Raw genomic sequence first — 17,060 nt, 5'->3', positions numbered from 1 at the left:
GAGATCGCGATGACGGCAGGCGTTCGTCTGACCAACGTCAAGAAGTCGTTCGGCGCCGCCGACGTCATTCACGACGTTTCGATGGAAATACCGAAGGGTGACTTCGCGGTCTTCGTCGGCCCGTCCGGATGTGGGAAATCCACGCTCCTGCGCATGATCGCAGGGCTGGAGGACACGTCCGGCGGGCGGATCGAGATCGAAGGTGACGACGTCACCGACGAAGAGGCCGCAGACCGCGGCGTCGCCATGGTGTTCCAGAACTACGCGCTCTATCCGCACCTGAGCGTGTTCGAGAACATGGCCTTCTCGCTGCGCCTCGCACGGGCGCCGAAGGCCACGGTGAAGGAAAAGGTGGAGGAAGCCGCGCGCATCCTCCAGCTCACCGATCACCTCGACAAGAAGCCGTCCGCCCTGTCGGGCGGTCAGCGTCAGCGGGTCGCCATCGGCCGCGCCATCGTGCGCGAACCGAAGGTCTTCCTGTTCGACGAGCCGCTGTCGAACCTCGACGCCGAACTGCGCGTCGCGATGCGGCTCGAACTGGCGCGGCTTCACCGCCAGATCGGCGCGACGATGATCTACGTCACGCACGACCAGGTGGAGGCGATGACGCTCGCCGACGACATCTTCGTGCTGAAGTCGGGCGTGGTGCAGCAGGCGGGCACGCCGCTGTCGCTCTACGACGATCCCGACAACCGGTTCGTTGCCGGCTTCATCGGCTCTCCGTCGATGAACTTCCTCAACGCCGAGGTCGCCTCGGTCGAGGGGGAAACTGTCACGGTGAAGCTGACCGACGGCGAAACGGCGCACATGAAGGCGTCCGTCCGGCAATCGAAGCTCGAGCCCGGCCAGCACGTGCTGATCGGCATCCGGCCCGAGCATTTCGACATCGTGGAAGGTGGCGTGCAGGCGACGGTGGACATGGCCGAACAGCTCGGCGGCGTCTCCTACCTGCACCTCAAGATGGCTGACGACACCCAGCTGGTCGTGGAACGCCACGGCCTGCGCGAAGCACTCGAGGGCCAGACCATCGGCCTCGGCGCGAAGCCGGAAGACGTCCTGGTCTTCGACCCGGATGGACAGCGGCTCCGCTAATCAATCGTCTCCTGCCCCGGACCAACGGGGCAGGGGGTAACCAACGATCAACAGGGAGGAAAACCAATGATCGGTATGAGAACTATCCTTGCGGCCACGACGGCGTCCATTCTGGCGCTGCCCGCGGCGGCTCAGCAGACTGTTGTCTGGTGGGACTTCCTTTCCGGCGGTGACGGCGTTCGCATGAAGGCCCTGATCGACGGCTTCAATGAAGAGCACGAAGACATCCAGATCGACGCGACCACGCTCGAGTGGGGCGTGCCGTTCTACACGAAGGTCCGCACCTCCGCCGCCGTCGGCGAAGGCCCCGACGTCATGACCTACCACCTGTCCCGCGTGCCGCTCGCGCTGGAAGAGGGCGTCCTGTCGCCGATCACCGATGCCGACCTCGAAGTGGCCGGCCTCACCAAGGACGATTTCTTCGCGTCCTCGATCGAAGCCGCGACCGGCCCGGACGGTGAACTCTACGCCATCCCGTTCGATATCCACTCGCTCGTGCTCTACTACAACAAGAGCTTCCTCGAAGGCACCGACTACCTCGACGCCGACGGCAACCTGACCGGCATCGAGAGCCTCGAGGACTTCGAAGCCGCCCTTCAGGCCGCGGCCGAGAACGGCTCCCAGACCCCGCTGTCCTACCAGACCGGTGGTGACGGTGGCGTGTGGCGCGTCTTCTACACCCTGCTCAGCCAGCAGGGCGGCGAGTTCATCGTCGACGGCGAAGTGCTCCCCGGCGACAACACCGACAAGGCGGTGCGCGCGCTCGAGATCATGACGAACTGGAACGAGCAGGGCTGGGTGCCCGACCAGGCGGAATACGAAGCCTCCGTCGCGCTCTTCACCGGCGGCCAGAGCGCGTTCCAGCTGAACGGCGTTTGGGAAGTCCCGACGATGACCGACATGGCCGACGCCGGCACGCTCGGCTTCGAGTGGGGCGCCGTGCAGGTTCCGACCCTTCTCGACGAGTCCGCCACCTGGGCCGACTCCCACGCCTTCGCCATCCCGGCGCAGGACGAGGAAATGGACCCCGAGAAGCGTGAAGCGGTCATGACCGTCATCGGCTGGATGGAAGAGAACTCCATCGGCTGGGCCTCCGCCGGTCACATCCCGGCCTACGTGGCGACCACCGAAAGCGACGAGTACCAGTCGATGGAGCCGAACGCGACCTACGCCTCGCTCGCCGACACCGCGTCCTTCGACCCGGCCGACCCGATCGCCGGCGTGGCCTCCCCGGTCTACGACCAGGCGCTCAACGTGCTCGTCCCGGCGCTCGCCGGCTACCTCGAGCCCGCTGACGCGATCGAGCAGATGAAGGCCGAACTCTCCGGCATGATGAACCGCTAAGCGGTCACATGACCAAGGCCCGCGCCGGCATCGCCCGGCGCGGGCCCTCCATCAAAGACAAGACACCTCAGAAGGGCGCCCGACCGCATGGCCAGCAAACGAAACAGAAGACGGCATATCATCGTCGCCTACACAATGATCGCCCCGTTCGTGGTCATGTTCGCCCTGGCGTTCCTCTACCCCATGATCGACGTCGTACGGCTGTCCTTCACCAACGCGCCGCTGATCGGCGAGGGTGAGTGGGTCGGCCTCGACAACTACACCCGCCTGTTCGGCGACCGACTGTTCTGGACCTCGCTCAAGAACAACGGCTACTTCATCCTGCTGACCGTCATCCCGACGACAATCATCGCGCTTGGTATCGCGCTGATGGTGAACCGGCTGTCGGGGCGGATGCAGGCCTTCATTCTCGCGGTCTTCTTCCTACCCTACATCCTGCCCGTCTCGGTCGTCACGATCATCTGGAGCTGGATGCTGGACAACACCTTCGGCGTGCTTCAGCCGCTCTTCGAATATTTCACCGGCAAGCCCGTGAAGGTCTTCGGCAACCCCTACTGGGTCATGCCCATGATCGCCGTCGTGACGATCTGGTGGACCAACGGCTTCAACGTGCTGCTGTTCATCGCCGGCCTGCGCAACATTCCCTCCGAACTCTACGAGGCGGCATCGCTCGACGGTGCGACCACGGGACAGAAGTTCTGGCGGGTGACATGGCCGCTGCTCTGGCCGGTGACCGCGCTCGTCCTGACGCTCCAGCTCATCCTGCAGCTCAAGATCTTCGACCAGGTCTATCTGCTGTCGCAGGGCGGACCGTTCAACTCCTCCTACGTGCTACTGATGATGGTCTACCGCGAGGCCTTCCAGCTCAATAACTCGGGCTATGCCTCGGCCATCGCGCTCGTCGCCTTCGTGCTGATCGCCGTGGTGTCCATCCTGCAATTCCAGCTTCTTCGGATCGGAGGGCGGCGCTGATGAAAACGCGCAAGATCGAGAACCGCATTCTCACCTTCATCACGCTGATCGCCGGGGCGATCTGGTTCTTCCCGCTCTACTGGGCGCTCGTCACCTCGTTCCGTACCGAGGAGCGGGTGGTGAGCCCGCAGGCCGGGCTGCTGCCGGACCAGTTCGTGCCCGACAACTTCGTGCAGACGCTGACCAACACCCGGATCCTGACCTGGTATCTGAACTCGATCGGCACCGCGCTCATCATCACGGTGCTGGTCATCATCTCCGGCATGATGTGCGCCTATGCCATCAGCCAGATGCGCTTCCCCGGGCGGCGGCTCCTCTACGGGATCGTGCTGGCTTGCTTCATGATCCCAAGCCAGACGCTCGTCGTCTCCCAGTTCATCATGATGAACCAGTTCGGCCTCATCAACACGTGGGCGGGGATCATCATCCCGCAGCTCGTCGTTCCGGTGGTCATCATCGTCTACAAACAGTTCTTCGACGCCGTGCCGAAAGAGCTGAAGGAGGCAGTGCTGCTTGACGGGGGCCGCGACTACACCCTGCTGTTCAAGGTCTACATGCCGCTGAACTGGGGCATCACGACCGCGCTCGCGATCATCACCTTCATCGGGGCCTGGAACAACTTCTTCTGGCCGTTCCTCGTCACCACGACCGAAAGCAAGATGACGATCCCGGTCGGCATCACGCAGGTGAACGACACCTTCGGCGTCTTCTACGCCAAGCTGATGGCCGTCGCGCTGCTGGCCGCCATGCCGGTCGCGGTCGCCTACCTTGTCTTCCAGCGCCGGGTCACCGAGGCCGTCATGATCTCGTCCGGCGTGAAGGGCTGATCTTTCCCGAGATAGCCAAGGGAGACGGGGCGATGCTAGCATCGCCCCGTCTTCCGTTTCAGGCAGGGTGCAGATGCTCAAGGACCTAAACCTCGTTCCCTTCGTCAGCGTCGAAAACATGATGAAGCTCGTCCACGCGATCGGGATCGAGCGTTTCCTGCGCGAACTGGCCGAGCACGTGGAGCATGACTTCACCCGGTGGGAGAGCTTCGACAAGACGCCCCGCGTCGCCTCCCACAGCAAGATCGGGGTGATCGAGCTGATGCCGACCAGCGACGGCACGCTCTACGGGTTCAAGTACGTCAACGGCCATCCCGGCAACACGAAGAGCGGCCGGCAGACGGTCACTGCCTTCGGCCTGCTCGCCGAGGTCGAGACGGGCTATCCCCTGCTGCTGACCGAGATGACGATCCTCACCGCGCTGCGCACCGCGGCGACATCCGCCGTCGCGGCCAGATACCTCGCCCGGCCGGGGGCGAAGACGATGGCGATCATCGGCAACGGCGCCCAGTCGGAGTTCCAGGCGCTCGCCTTCAAGGCGCTGCTCGGCGTGGACCGGCTGCGCCTGTTCGACATCGACTCCGCCGCGACAGAGCGCTGCGCCGCCAACCTTGCCGCCTTCGGCTTCGACATCACGTGCTGCGCGGCGCCCGAAGAGGCGGTTGAGGGCGCGGACATCGTCACCACCGCGACGGCGGACAAGCAATATGCGACGATCCTCACTGACAACATGGTCGGCGCGGGGCTGCACGTGAACGCCGTCGGTGGCGACTGCCCGGGCAAGACCGAGCTGCACCGCGACATCCTCCTGCGGTCGGACATCTTCGTGGAATACCCGCCGCAGACCCGGATCGAGGGCGAGATCCAGCAACTCGACGATGACCACCCGGTCACCGAGCTTTGGCAGGTGATCACCGGCACCGCCACGGGCCGCCGCGACGAGCGGCAGATCACCGTGTTCGACAGCGTCGGCTTCGCGACGGAGGATTTCTCCGCCCTGCGCTACATCCACGCCGCGTTGAAGTCCCATCCCTATTGCGAGCAGCTCGACCTGCTCGCCGACCCCGACGAACCGCGCGACCTGTTCGGAATGCTGCTGAGGGCCGCGCCGGGGTGAATGCGGTTCTATCACCCGCAGCTTTGCGATAGACACATCAAGATCTTTATACCGGAGGAAACCATGGACTTCATGGCGCGAGCCACCTCGATGGTGGGCGGAACGATGGTGCTCCTGCGGCGCATGGGTGCGCCGGGGACACAGGCGATGGGGGGCGACCCCTCGATCCCCGACGCCAAAAAGCAGGGCATCATGACCCTGAAGATGCCGACCGCGAAAGGCTGGTCGGACGGGCAGGTGCCGAAGACTGCGTCCGGCCTGAAGGTCAACGCCTTCGCCAGCGAGCTTCAGCACCCCCGCTGGATCGAAGTGCTGCCGAACGGCGACGTCCTGATCGCCGAGGCGCTGCAGGAAGCCGGCCCGCCGAACAGCATGTTCGAACGCGCGATGCAGGCCACGATGCGCCGCGCCCGCGCGCTCGGCAAAAGCGCCAACCGCATCACGCTCTGGCGGGATGCCGACGGCGACGGCGTCGCGGAAGAACGGCACGTGTTCCTCGAGAACCAGCGCCAGCCCTTCGGCATGGCCCTCGTCGACGGCACCTTCTACGTCGGCAACACCGACGGCATCGTCGCTTTCGACTACGAGGAGGGCGCGACCTCCCTCAAGGGGCCGGGCCGCAAGCTCGTCGACTTCAAGCCGGGCGGCCACTGGACGCGCAGCCTGATCGTCTCGCCCGACCGCACCAAGCTCTATGCCGGCGTCGGGTCTGACTCCAACATCGGCGACAACGGGATGGAGGCCGAAGAGGGCCGGGCCTGCATCTGGGAATACGACATCGCCACCGACAAGGCGCGCGTCTTTGCCGGCGGCCTGCGCAACCCGGTCGGCACGGCGTTCGAGCCGACGACCGACAAGCTCTGGACCGTGGTCAACGAACGCGACGGTCTCGGCGACGAGACACCGCCGGACTACCTCACCTCGGTCGAGGACGGCGGCTTCTACGGCTGGCCCTACTGCTACTGGGGCAAGATCGTCGATGACCGCGTCCCGCAGGACAAGGCGAAGGTCGACAGCGCGATCAAGCCGGACTACGCGCTCGGCGGTCACACCGCCTCGCTCGGCCTCTGCTGGGTGCCGGCGGGCACGCTGCCGGGCTTCCCCGACGGCATGGCGATCGGCCAGCACGGTTCGTGGAACCGCTCGACGCTCTCGGGCTACAAGCTGATCTTCGTCCCGTTCCAGAACGGCAAGCCTTCGGGCCCGCCGCGCGACATCCTGTCGGGCTTCCTCTCCGAGGATGAGAAGACATCCTACGGTCGTCCCGTCGGCGTGAAGGTCGGCCCGGACGGCAAGTCGCTGCTGATGGCCGACGACGTCGGCGACGTGGTCTGGCGCGTGACCGGCGCCTGATGAAACGGGGCGGCGACGGTCAGCCCGTCGTCGCCCGCTTTCCGGCAAGTCTGTCGCCCAGTCCGGCAAGACCTGCGGTCCCGCCCACGGCAGAGACCGCCCGCGCCCCGCAGATGTTGCCGAGCGCGAGGCACTCTTCCAGCGGCGCCTTCTCCAGCCAGCGATGCAGGAAGCCGCCGTTGAAGGCGTCGCCAGCACCCGTCGTGTCCACGACCGCGACCGGCTCCGCCGGCACATGCAGCACGTTGTCGAACTGGTGAGCGAAGGCCCCGTCTGCACCGGCCTTCACGACCGTCAGCATTGCCGGGCTGTCGCCCAGCCCGGCCTCCGCCAGCCGGAAAGACTCCGCCCGGTTGGGCAGGAACAAATCGACCGACGCGATCAGGTCCGCCGCGCCGTCCGGCAGCACGTCCTCCCACCCGCAGTCGAGCGAGATGGTCAACCCGGCCCCCCGCGCCAGCGGGACCAGCCACGGGTTCTCCATCAGCGACTTCAGCTCGCCGATGTGGACATGTGCGAACCCGTCGAGGTCGCCAGCCGAGAGGCGGGGCAGGGCGGCACCCGGAGCGCGCGTTAGGAACGCACGTTCCCCGCCCGACACCATGACCGCCGTCAGCTGGGGATCGCTCCCCTCCGGCGCGACATCGCAGAGCGCGTCTGACACGCCGAGCCGGTCGAGCTCCGCCCGCATCGGTGTATCGAAGGGCGCCACGGGAAGCGTCGCGGCCAGCCCCACGGGACGGCCGAGTGCGGCGAGGCAGGCGGCCGTGATCGTCGGCCCGCCGCCCGCATGAAGCGACAGCCCTTCGGCGAACACCTCCGTCCCGAGGCTCGGCAGCCGTGGCACGCCGGTGAAGACGAGGTCGCAATAGAGCCGGCCGACACAGAGAACCGCGCCGCCGGAAGGGGCGGGGGCGGCGCTCATCTCAGGGCCTGGCCGGTCTCTGCATCGAACAGGTGGAGCGTGTCCGGCGACGCGCCGAGCCGCACCTGCGAGCCGAGCGCAGGTGGCGTCCGTCCGTCCGCCCGCGCCACGACTTCGCCCGCCGGCGTAGTCACGTAGATCAGCGTCTCCGAGCCGAGCGGCTCCTGCACCGTCACTTCGCCCTCGATCAGCACGATCTCCGGGTCCGGCGTCAGGTCGTCGGGCCGCACCCCCAGCATCGCGGGGCCGGTCCTGTCGACGGGAAGGCGGATCACGCCGCCCCCCGGCAGGGTCGCCCCCTGGGGGCCAAGCTCGACCGGCAGCATGTTCATCGCCGGCGCGCCGATGAACTGCGCGACGAAGCTGTTGGCGGGATGGTGATAGACCTCGGCGGGCGTGCCGATCTGCTGGATATGGCCGTCCTTCATGATGACGATCCGGTCGGCCATCGTCATCGCCTCAACCTGATCGTGGGTGACGAAGACGATCGTGTTGCCGACCTGCTTGTGCAGCTTCTTGATCTCGAGGCGCATCTGCGTCCGAAGCTGCGCGTCGAGGTTGGACAACGGTTCGTCGAACAGGAATACTGCCGGGTCGCGCACCATCGCCCGGCCGATCGCGACACGCTGCCGCTGACCGCCCGACAGCTGGTTCGGCCGCCGGTCGAGGTATTCGGTCATGCCGAGAATGCCTGCAACCTCCTCGATCCGCTTCTCCTTGTCGGCCTTCGACATCTTCGAGGTCCGCAGCCCGAACGCGATATTGCGGCGCACCGAAAGGTGCGGGTAGATCGCGTAGTTCTGGAACACCATGGCGATGTCCCGGTCCTTCGGCTCCAGGTTGTTCACGACCTTGCCGCCGATCGACACGGTGCCGGAGGTCACTTCCTCCAGCCCCGCGATCATCCGCAGGGTGGTCGATTTCCCGCAGCCGGAAGGGCCGACGAAGACGACGAACTCGCCGTCCTCAACGTCTAGGCTGATCGAGTGGAGAACCTCCGTCTTGTCGAAGGTCTTCACGAGGTCGCGCAGGGCAAGGGTGGCCATCAGCGGGGCTCCGTCAAATTCAGGAATGCCGCGGCGAGCTCCGCCCCGGCCTTGTCGCGCCGCGCCTTGTCACCCTCGAGCGTGAGGCGCAGATCGGCGGCGTCTGCTGTGTAGGCGTCGAGCGCCTCGGACAGCGCGCCCTCCGCCGGCCCGCCGAAGCGGTCGCGGCGGGCGATGAAGGTCTCGACGGAGACCGCGTCGGCGAAGGCGGCTGCGTCCAGCGTGGTCGCGCGACCCGCTTCGGCCTCGAACGCGGCGGAGAAGGCGTCGTAGCCCGCGCCGAGCGGCTCGCCCTTCGCGATCACCGCCTTGGCTGTGACGGAAGCGACGTGATGCGCCTGCCGGAAGGACAGCCCCTCGGCCCGCACAAGCGTGTCGGCAAGCTCGGTGATCGTGACGCAGGCGGCGTCGGCGTTCGCCGCGACACGGTCCGCCCGGATCGAGCAGGCCGGCAGGAACGCCGCCATCAGCGCCGCGACCCGCGCGCCGGTCTCGAACGCGCCGTAGCCGGCGGACTGCACCTCGCCCTCGCTGTCGTTCATGTCGGTAAAGGGCGTGTTGTGCATCGTGGTCAGCATCGTCTCGCACCGCCCGACCGTGACGCTGGCCAAGTGGCGCATGTGCTCCACCGGCACCGGGTTGCGTTTCTGCGGCATGATCGAGCTGACCTGCACGAGCGCGTTTGGCACGTAGAGCTGCCCGACCTCGAACGCCGACCAGAAGGCCATGTCCTGGATCACCCGGCCGAGGTGCAGGAAGGGCAGCTTCAGCGCCGAGTAATAACCGGTGATGTAGTCGACCGAGGCGATGCAGCCGTAGGCGTTCCGCTTCGGCTCCGCGAAGCCCAGCAGGTGCGACACGCGCCCCCGGTCGATCGGGAAGCCCGAGGTGGTGATCGCCGCCGCGCCCATCGGGCAGAGGTTGATCGACGCGCGCGCCTGCGCCAGCCGGGTGATGTCGCCGAGCAGCACCTCGATCACCGCCGACAGGTAGTGACCGAAGGTCGAGGCCTGCGCCGGTTGACCGTGAGTGTACGCGACGATCGGCGTCGCCGCCTCCGCCCGCGCCTTGCCGATCAGCGCGTCCGCAAGGTCGAGCAGCAGCGTCTCCATCCCGTCCGCGCGGGTCCTGAGCGCCATCTTGAAGAGCGTGTGGTCGATGTCGTTGCGCGACCGCGCGGTATGCAGCGCGCCGCCGGTGTCCGCGCCGAGCTTCGCCTTCAGCCGGCTCTCGACGTAGAAGAAGTAATCCTCGAACTCGCCAGTGTAGGTCAGCGCGTCGGGGTCCGTCTCCGCCTCGATCTCCGACAGGGCGCCCGCGATCTTCGCGCCGACCTCCGCCGACAGGATGCCGGTCTCGACGAGCATCACGAGGTGGGCGCGGTCGATCTCGCCCATGTGGCCGGCGTAATGGGTCTTCACCCCTTCGAACAGCGGGGCAAGGACCGTGTCGCGGTAGACGGGATCGGGAAAGGTGCTTCGGTCCGTCATCCCTTGAGCCCCGCCATGACCACGCCCCGGATGATGAAGCGCTGGAAGATTAGGAAGAAGATCAGCGTCGGCAGCGTCGCGATGGCCGCGCCGGTCATGATGAGCTCCCATTGCACGTCCGCCTCGTCGCCGAATGTCGCGAGCCCGACCGGCAGCGTGAACTTGTCGAAATCGTTCGTCGCGATCAGCGGCCAGATGAAGGCCGTCCAGTTGCCGAGGAAGACGAAGATGGCGAGCGCGGCCAGCGCAGGCCGCACCAGAGGCATCGCGACCGACCACCAGATCTGCAACTCGTTCAGACCGTCGATCCGTGCCGCCTCGATGAAATCGTCGGGCACCGTCTCGAAGAACTGCTTCATCAGGAACGTGCCGAAGGCCGTCATCAGCCCCGGGAACATGATGCCCCAGTAAGTGTCGAGCCAGCCGAGCGCCTGGCTCATCAGGTACCACGGGATCACCAGCATCTCCGTCGGGATCATCAGCGTGGAGAGGATCGCGATGAAGACGATGTAACGGCCCCGAAAGCGGAACTTGCACAGGACATAACCGACGAGACTGTCGAAGATCAGCGTCGAGATCGTGGTGATCGTCGCGATCACGGTCGAGTTCAGCAGCCAGCGATAGAAGCGCCCGTCCTCCAGCACGTAGGCATAGTTCTCGAGCGTCGGCTCCTCGGGGATCAGGTTCAGGTTGTAGACCTCGAACGGGAACTTGAGCGAGGTCGACAGCATGTAGACCAGCGGCATCACCATCAGGATCCCGCCGAGGAACAGCACGATCCAGCGGATGATCTGCCCCATGTTGCGCGGCCGGCGCGGCCCCCGCTCCGCCTTCAGCAGCGTTTCGGAGGAGGCGCGCACTTCGATGTCGTCGGCGACACTCATCAGCGGTCTCTCAGAATGCGGAGCTGCAGCAGGCTCACGATCAGCAGGATGGTGAACAGGACCACCGTCTGCGCGGCGGCCTGTCCCATGCGGCTGCGGCCCCCGAACGCGGTCTCGTAGATCATCAGCACCAGCGGCTTGGTGGAATTGAGCGGCCCGCCCGGATTGGTCGAGGTCATGTTGAAGACCTGGTCGAAGATCCGCAGGAATCCGATGGAGCTGAACACAACGAGGAACACGATCGTCGGCTTCAACAGCGGGATGGTGATCTGCCAGAGTTGCGCCCAGTTCGAGAGCCCGTCGACCCGCGCGGCCTCGTAATAGGTGACCGGGATCGCCCGCAGACCGGCCATGAAGATGATGATCTGGAAGCCCAGCCCGGCCCACACCGCCGGCGCGAGGATCGAGGGCAGGGCGGTCGTCGTCGATTGCAGGAACGGGAACTGCGGTATGCCGAACTGTGCGAGGAAGTTGTTGAACAGCCCGGTCGGCACCGGCTGGTAGAACCACCGCCAGACCCACGCCATCGCGACGGCGGAGGTCATGAACGGCAGGAAGTATAGCGCCCGGATCGTGCCGTGCATGAAGCGCACCTTGTCGAGGTGGTAGGCCACGATGAAGGCGAGCACGAGGCTGATCGGCGTGCCGATAATGAGGTATTCGAACGTGTTGACGAACACTTTCCAGAACACCGGATCGTTCCAGAGCCGGACGTAATTGTCGAAGCCGACCCATTCCCGGTCGCTCAGCATGTTCCATTCCTGGAACGACAGGATGAAGGCGTCGGCGGTCGGGTAGAAGCGCACCACCACGTAGAAGACGATCGGGATCGCGAGGAAACCCCACGCCCACACCACCTGTTTCTGGCGGATGCTCAGGCGGTGCCAGCGGCCCTTCAGGCCACTTGATCCGGGTCCGGTACTGTCAGGTATGTCGGCCAAGTCCGCTCGCTCTCCGGCGTGTCAGGTGTGGCTAGGGTGTCGGGATCACGGCCCGCGGAAATCAGGTGGGGCGCGGACGGGGCAGGGAAGACCCCGCCCGCGCCCCGGTCGCGATCACTCGCTGTAGTAATCGTCGAGGATGGCCTGCTCCGCCTCGGCGGCGATGCCGAGGCTTTCGGCCGGGTCCATATCCTCGAGGAACACCCGCTCGACCATCTCGACCATCAACTGCCGCTGCGCGCTCTCGTCTGCGAAGATCGTCGTGTGCGCATATTCGAGCCCGCGAATGAAGGGGCCGTAGACCTCGTCATTGGCGTTTTCGTCGGTCATGCCGACCGCCTGCTTGGCGGGAAGCTCCCCAACCACCTCCAGCCAGATCTGCATGGCCTCGGGGGAGGTGACGTACTCCATGAACTTCACGGATGCTTCGTACTCCTCACCCTCGGCGGAGCTCGTGATCGCGTTCACCCAGTAGGAGGAATAGTTCGACTGCGTGCCGTCCGGCCCCGCCGGCAGTTCCGCCACGCCCCAGTCCAGCCCGCGCGTGTCGTTCAGCGCGCCGATCCGGAAGGAGCCGTCGATGTGCATCCCCGCACGGCCGGCCCGGAAGGCGGCCTGCGGCTCGTCCATGAAGCTGCTCTCGGACGCTCCGTGCTCGGTCTGGAAGGCGAGGTAATATTCCAGCGCCTCGATGCCGGCCTCGTCGTCGTAGGTGACCTCGGTATAGTCCTCGTTGTAGGGCGTGCCGCCGAACTGGCGCACCAGGACTTCGCGCCACCAATGGTGGTCCTGCGCGGTCATGCCCGTGGTCAGGCCGGCCTGGGTGAGGTTGCCCGCGCCGTCGCGCTCGGTCAGCTGGATCGCGTAGTCGACCAGCTCGTCCAGCGTCTCGGGCGGGCCTTCGATGCCGGCGTCCTCGAACAGGCGCTTGTTGTAGAACAGGGCGAGCGAGCGCACGGCGGTCGGCAGCGCCCAGTATTCGCCGTCGATCTCCATCGCCTGCACCATCGGGAAGTACTCGGACTCGATGGTCTCCGCGGGGAACGTGTCGGTCGGCAGGGGCTGAATCAGCTCGGCTTCGACGTAGTCGTTCAGCCAGCCGTAGAACAGCTGCACGACGTCCGGCCCTTCACCCGCCGGGATCGCGGCGGCGACCTGCGTGCGGTAATTGTCATAGGGGAAGGTCGTCATCTTGACGGTGATGTCAGGATTGGCCTCCTCGAAATTCTCGATGAGCTGCTCCATCGCGGTGACCCGCGCGTCGAAGAAATACTGCCAATATTCGATTTCGACCTGCGCCATGGCCGGCGCTGCGGACAGAAGGGCGACGCCCGAAGTCATGGTCGCGGCAATGGTCGTCCGTAGTCTGGAATTCATCGTTTTGGAATTCATCTCGCAAGCTCCCTGTCGTTGAGGTTCCCGATTCAGTGCCGAGATGTCCTACGGTTAAGTCAAACCATTTGAGTTATCAAGCGAGTTGAATTAATCCGATCCCATGAGCCTTACGATTTCGCCCCCCGGATCGAATGCAGAGCGCAGCCGTGCCTATAATCGCAGCCTTGTGCTGAGCCATATCCAACGCTCCGGCCCGTCCGGCCGGGCCGAGATTGCACGCGCATCGGGCCTGTCGATCCAGGCGGTCAGCAACATCATCGCCGATCTCGTCGCCGACGGCTGGCTGCGCGAGGCCGGCAAGCGGACCGGCGGGCGCGGGCTGCCGTCCGTCATCTACGCGATCGAAGCAGGTGCCGGCCTTGCCTTCGGCGTGGAGATCCGCCCCGATGCCGTCCTCTGCGCGCTGATCGACCTGCAGGGCAGGGTGGTCCACACCGGCCGCGCCGCCCTGTCCTCCGCCGATCCCGACCACGTCGTCCCGGAAGTGCGCGCGCTCTATGCGCAGGCCGTTGCCCGCACACGCGTGCCCGCAAGCCGCATCCTCGGCGCCGGCGTCGTGCTTCCCGGTCCCTTCGGCGAAACCGGTCTTTCCGGCCTCTCGACCGAACTTCCCGACTGGGAACACGACGACCCGGGCGCGCTGCTCTCCGACGCGCTCGGCCTCGCGGTCACGGTCGAGAACGACGCCAACGCCGCGGCGATGGCCGAGCGGCTCGTCGGCGTCGCTACGGGCCTGTCGACCTACGCCTACGTCTATTTCGGCACCGGCATCGGCCTCGGCTTCGTGTCGAACGGCGGCCTGTTGCGCGGTGCCTTCGGCAACGCCGGAGAAATCGGACACATGCCGGTCCCGGCCGAAGGCGGCGTCCGCCCGCTCGAGGCCGTCGCCAGCCGGATGGCCCTTGCCGCGCGGTTGCGCGGAAGCGGACAGGCGGCCGAGACGGTCGATGATCTCGATCGCCTCTTCACTGCCCGGCACCCCGCGCTGGAGGCATGGCTCGACGTCGCGACGCCAGCGCTCGGCCATGCCGTTCACGTGCTCGAAAACCTGTTGGACCCGGAGACAGTGATCTTCGGTGGCGCGCTGCCACCCGCGCTGCTGCAACACCTGACCGATAGCATACAGCTGTCCGACGCTTCCGTCGCCAACCGCGCGGACCGCCAGCGACCCCGCCTGATGGCCGGCGCGACCGGCCGGATGAGCGCCACCCTCGGCGCCGCCGCTCTGGTCATCGACCAGGCCCTGACGCCGAGCCTCACCCTCCCGGCCTGACCCTCACCGGAGACGCCCATGCCAACGCCCGACCAGTCCCGTATCGAGACAGAAGCCGCGCGACCGCTCGCTGCCCGCCTCTGGCAGGCGCTGCAGCCGCTGCGCTCGGTGACCAGCTTCATGCAGACCGGCGCGCATCCCGATGACGAGACGTCGGCGATGCTCGCCACGCTCGGCCTGCGCGACGGCATGGCGCTCGCCTACGCCTGCTCGACCCGCGGCGAGGGCGGCCAGAACGACATCGGCACGGAGGCCGGGGCCGAGATCGGCACCCTGCGCACCGCCGAGATGGAGCGCGCGGCGGACGTGCTCGACATGCGGCTCTACTGGTTCGGCGAGGGGCCTGCCGATCCGATCCACGACTTCGGCTTTTCCAAGTCCGGGGAGGAGACGATCGACCGATGGGGTCGTGACCGCACGCTCGCCCGCTTCGTCGAGATCGTGCGCACCGAGCGGCCCGACATTCTCTGCCCGACCTTTCTGAACATTCCCGGTCAACACGGCCACCACCGCGCCATGACCCTGGCGGCGCAGGAGGTCATGGCGCTGGCCGCCGACCCGGCATTCGGCGGTAACGACCTGCCGCCGTGGGAGGTCAGCAAGCTCTATCTGCCCGCATGGTCCGGCGCCGGCGGCGCCTACGACGACGAGGAACCGCCGCCCCTCGCCACGGTCGAGGTCGACGCCAGCGGCAGTGATCCCGTGCTGGGCTTCGGCTACCTCCGGATCGGACAGCAGTCGCGCGCCTTCCACCGCACGCAGGGCATGGGGCGCTGGGTGCCGTCGGGGACGTCGCAAACGTTTCCGCTGCACCTGCTCGAGACCCGCGTCGGGTCCGATAGCGGACATCCGTCCGACAACCTGCCGCGACGCCTGTCCGACATCGACTCCGCGCTCGCCCCTGCCGACGCGGCCATCGACCGCGCCATCGCAGCCTTTCCCGACCGGGCAGCGATCCTGTCGGCGGCGGCGGAGGCGCTGTCCGTTATCCGACAGGCGACCGTTCCGGGCGAAGACCATCGCCTCGCCCGCAAGATCGACCAGCTGGCCCGCGTGATGCGGCTCTGCGCGCTGCCCGACGCGAGCGCGCGGACCGAGCGCACCTTCCTCGCCCCCGGCGACACGGTGCCGCTGCATGTCGAGGCGCGTGACCCCGATCACGGCGAGACCCGGACCGACCTGTCGCTGCCCGACGGTGTGACGGCGACGGAAGACGCGCTGATCGTCGCGTCCGATGCCGCGCAAAGCCCTGTGCCGATGGATTACGACCCGCTCCGGCCCGCGGCCCCGGCGCTGTTGGTGCATGTTGCGGCGCACGGGGCAGAGGCGACCTCTGCCGTCGCGTTCGACAACCCGCCGCTGATCCTGCCCGCGCCCCGCGCGACTCTGTCGCGGCAGCGGGCGATCCTGAACACCACGCTGCCGGGGCGGAGCCTGTCTCTGTCGATCACCGACACCGGCGGGGGCACACCCGCGTTTGATCTGCCGGACTGCTGGAGGCAGGACTGGCAGGGGCGGGACGTGACGATCACGGCGCCCGACGACCTGTCCGAAGCCCTGCAAACGTTTCCGCTATTGCTGGACGGCGCGCCTGCCAGCACGGTACGCCGGATCGAACATCCGCACGTGGCGAGCCGGTTCCTCGCCACGCCGGCGGAGCTCGACGTGCGGACGGCCGCGATTGCCGCCCCGAGAGGGCGGATCGGCTATATCGGCGCAGGTAACGACCGCGCCGGGGATTGGCTTGCCGCGATCGGCGCCGACGTCACGCAGCTGAGCGATGCCGACCTCGCCGGCACCACACCCTTCGCAGGATACGACACGATCCTGATCGGGGTCTTCGCCTTCCGCTTCCGGCCCGGCCTGATCAATCTTGCCCCGATACTGCATGAGTGGGTGCGTGAGGGTGGCAACCTCGTCACGCTCTACCACCGGCCGTGGGACCTGTGGGACCCGGACAGCACGCCGCCCGCGCGTCTGGAGGTCGGGCAACCGTCACTGCGGTGGCGGGTCACCGATGAGCAGGCCGAGGTGACGGTGCTCGCCCCCGATCATCCGCTGCTGACCGGGCCGAACCGGATCGTGCCGGAAGACTGGACCGGCTGGCACAAGGAACGGGGCCTCTATTTCGCCAAGAGCTGGGACGAGGCCTACCGACCGCTCCTGTCGATGGCCGATCCGGGCGAGGCGCCGCACGAAGGATCGCTGCTGTCGGCCAGTATCGGCGAGGGCCGGCACACGCATTGCGCGCTGATCCTGCATCACCAGATGGAACGGCTCGTGCCCGGCGCGTTCCGACTGATGGCGAACCTCGTTGACGCGGGCTGATCCCGCGCGCCCGCCAGAACGAGGCGACGCGGCGGATCGCGCGAACCTCACTGGCGGCGCGTGGCTGATCGGG

Annotated in this window: 14 protein-coding genes; 8 read left to right on the top strand and 6 right to left on the bottom strand. The window is 66.7% G+C overall.

Annotated elements, in window-relative coordinates:
• Positions 1 to 9: 9 nt before the first annotated feature.
• From I8N54_RS12915 to I8N54_RS12890, 6 genes are all read left to right on the top strand, one after another.
• Positions 10 to 1,092: an ABC transporter ATP-binding protein gene (locus I8N54_RS12915; RefSeq protein WP_140197252.1), complete on the top strand. Its 1,083-nt coding sequence runs from the start codon at positions 10 to 12 to the stop codon at positions 1,090 to 1,092.
• Between the two features lie 66 nt (positions 1,093 to 1,158).
• Complete coding sequence (locus I8N54_RS12910) at positions 1,159 to 2,436, top strand: extracellular solute-binding protein (RefSeq protein WP_140197251.1); 1,278 nt, start codon at positions 1,159 to 1,161, stop codon at positions 2,434 to 2,436.
• A gap of 87 nt (positions 2,437 to 2,523) precedes the next feature.
• Positions 2,524 to 3,408, top strand: a complete 885-nt coding sequence (locus I8N54_RS12905) for a carbohydrate ABC transporter permease (protein WP_140197250.1) — start codon at positions 2,524 to 2,526, stop codon at positions 3,406 to 3,408.
• Positions 3,408 to 4,235, top strand: coding sequence for a carbohydrate ABC transporter permease (locus I8N54_RS12900; RefSeq protein WP_140197249.1), 828 nt, complete (start codon positions 3,408 to 3,410; stop codon positions 4,233 to 4,235). The genes I8N54_RS12905 and I8N54_RS12900 overlap by 1 nt, the downstream gene beginning before the upstream one ends.
• A gap of 73 nt (positions 4,236 to 4,308) precedes the next feature.
• Positions 4,309 to 5,352, top strand: a complete 1,044-nt coding sequence (locus I8N54_RS12895) for an ornithine cyclodeaminase (protein WP_140197248.1) — start codon at positions 4,309 to 4,311, stop codon at positions 5,350 to 5,352.
• Positions 5,353 to 5,415: 63 nt separating this feature from the next.
• Entirely contained in the window at positions 5,416 to 6,705 is a 1,290-nt protein-coding gene (locus I8N54_RS12890) for a PQQ-dependent sugar dehydrogenase (protein ID WP_140197247.1), read from the top strand.
• 19 nt (positions 6,706 to 6,724) lie between these two features.
• Here I8N54_RS12890 and I8N54_RS12885 read toward each other — a convergent pair whose 3' ends face one another.
• From I8N54_RS12885 to I8N54_RS12860, 6 genes are all read right to left on the bottom strand, one after another.
• Positions 6,725 to 7,630, bottom strand: coding sequence for a carbohydrate kinase family protein (locus I8N54_RS12885; protein WP_140197246.1), 906 nt, complete (start codon positions 7,628 to 7,630; stop codon positions 6,725 to 6,727).
• Positions 7,627 to 8,676, bottom strand: coding sequence for an ABC transporter ATP-binding protein (locus I8N54_RS12880; RefSeq protein WP_140197245.1), 1,050 nt, complete (start codon positions 8,674 to 8,676; stop codon positions 7,627 to 7,629). Before I8N54_RS12880 ends, I8N54_RS12885 begins: the two co-directional genes overlap by 4 nt.
• Positions 8,676 to 10,166, bottom strand: a complete 1,491-nt coding sequence (locus I8N54_RS12875) for an argininosuccinate lyase (RefSeq protein WP_140197244.1) — start codon at positions 10,164 to 10,166, stop codon at positions 8,676 to 8,678. The genes I8N54_RS12880 and I8N54_RS12875 overlap by 1 nt, the downstream gene beginning before the upstream one ends.
• Positions 10,163 to 11,050 carry a carbohydrate ABC transporter permease gene (locus I8N54_RS12870; protein WP_140197243.1) on the bottom strand — a complete coding sequence of 296 codons (888 nt, stop codon included), beginning with the start codon at positions 11,048 to 11,050 and terminating at the stop codon, positions 10,163 to 10,165. The genes I8N54_RS12875 and I8N54_RS12870 overlap by 4 nt, the downstream gene beginning before the upstream one ends.
• Positions 11,050 to 11,991: a carbohydrate ABC transporter permease gene (locus I8N54_RS12865; RefSeq protein ID WP_231592752.1), complete on the bottom strand. Its 942-nt coding sequence runs from the start codon at positions 11,989 to 11,991 to the stop codon at positions 11,050 to 11,052. The genes I8N54_RS12870 and I8N54_RS12865 overlap by 1 nt, the downstream gene beginning before the upstream one ends.
• Before the next feature lie 114 nt (positions 11,992 to 12,105).
• Positions 12,106 to 13,383 (bottom strand): extracellular solute-binding protein, encoded by a 1,278-nt coding sequence (locus tag I8N54_RS12860; protein WP_231592751.1) that lies wholly within the window; start codon positions 13,381 to 13,383, stop codon positions 12,106 to 12,108.
• A gap of 103 nt (positions 13,384 to 13,486) precedes the next feature.
• Here I8N54_RS12860 and I8N54_RS12855 point away from each other — a divergent pair, with 103 nt between their 5' ends.
• Together I8N54_RS12855 and I8N54_RS12850 are read left to right on the top strand one after the other, a co-directional pair.
• The gene (locus tag I8N54_RS12855) at positions 13,487 to 14,659 is read left to right on the top strand and encodes an ROK family transcriptional regulator (protein WP_140197242.1); all 1,173 of its coding nucleotides are present in this window, start codon (positions 13,487 to 13,489) and stop codon (positions 14,657 to 14,659) included.
• 18 nt (positions 14,660 to 14,677) lie between these two features.
• Positions 14,678 to 16,987: a PIG-L family deacetylase gene (locus tag I8N54_RS12850; protein WP_140197241.1), complete on the top strand. Its 2,310-nt coding sequence runs from the start codon at positions 14,678 to 14,680 to the stop codon at positions 16,985 to 16,987.
• Positions 16,988 to 17,060: the final 73 nt, after the last annotated feature.

It is taken from the genome of Pelagovum pacificum (assembly GCF_016134045.1).
Taxonomy (GTDB): Bacteria; Pseudomonadota; Alphaproteobacteria; order Rhodobacterales; family Rhodobacteraceae; genus Oceanicola; species Oceanicola pacificus_A.
Note: the sequence above shows the minus strand (reverse complement) of the source record. Positions and strands in the feature narration are given on the sequence as shown.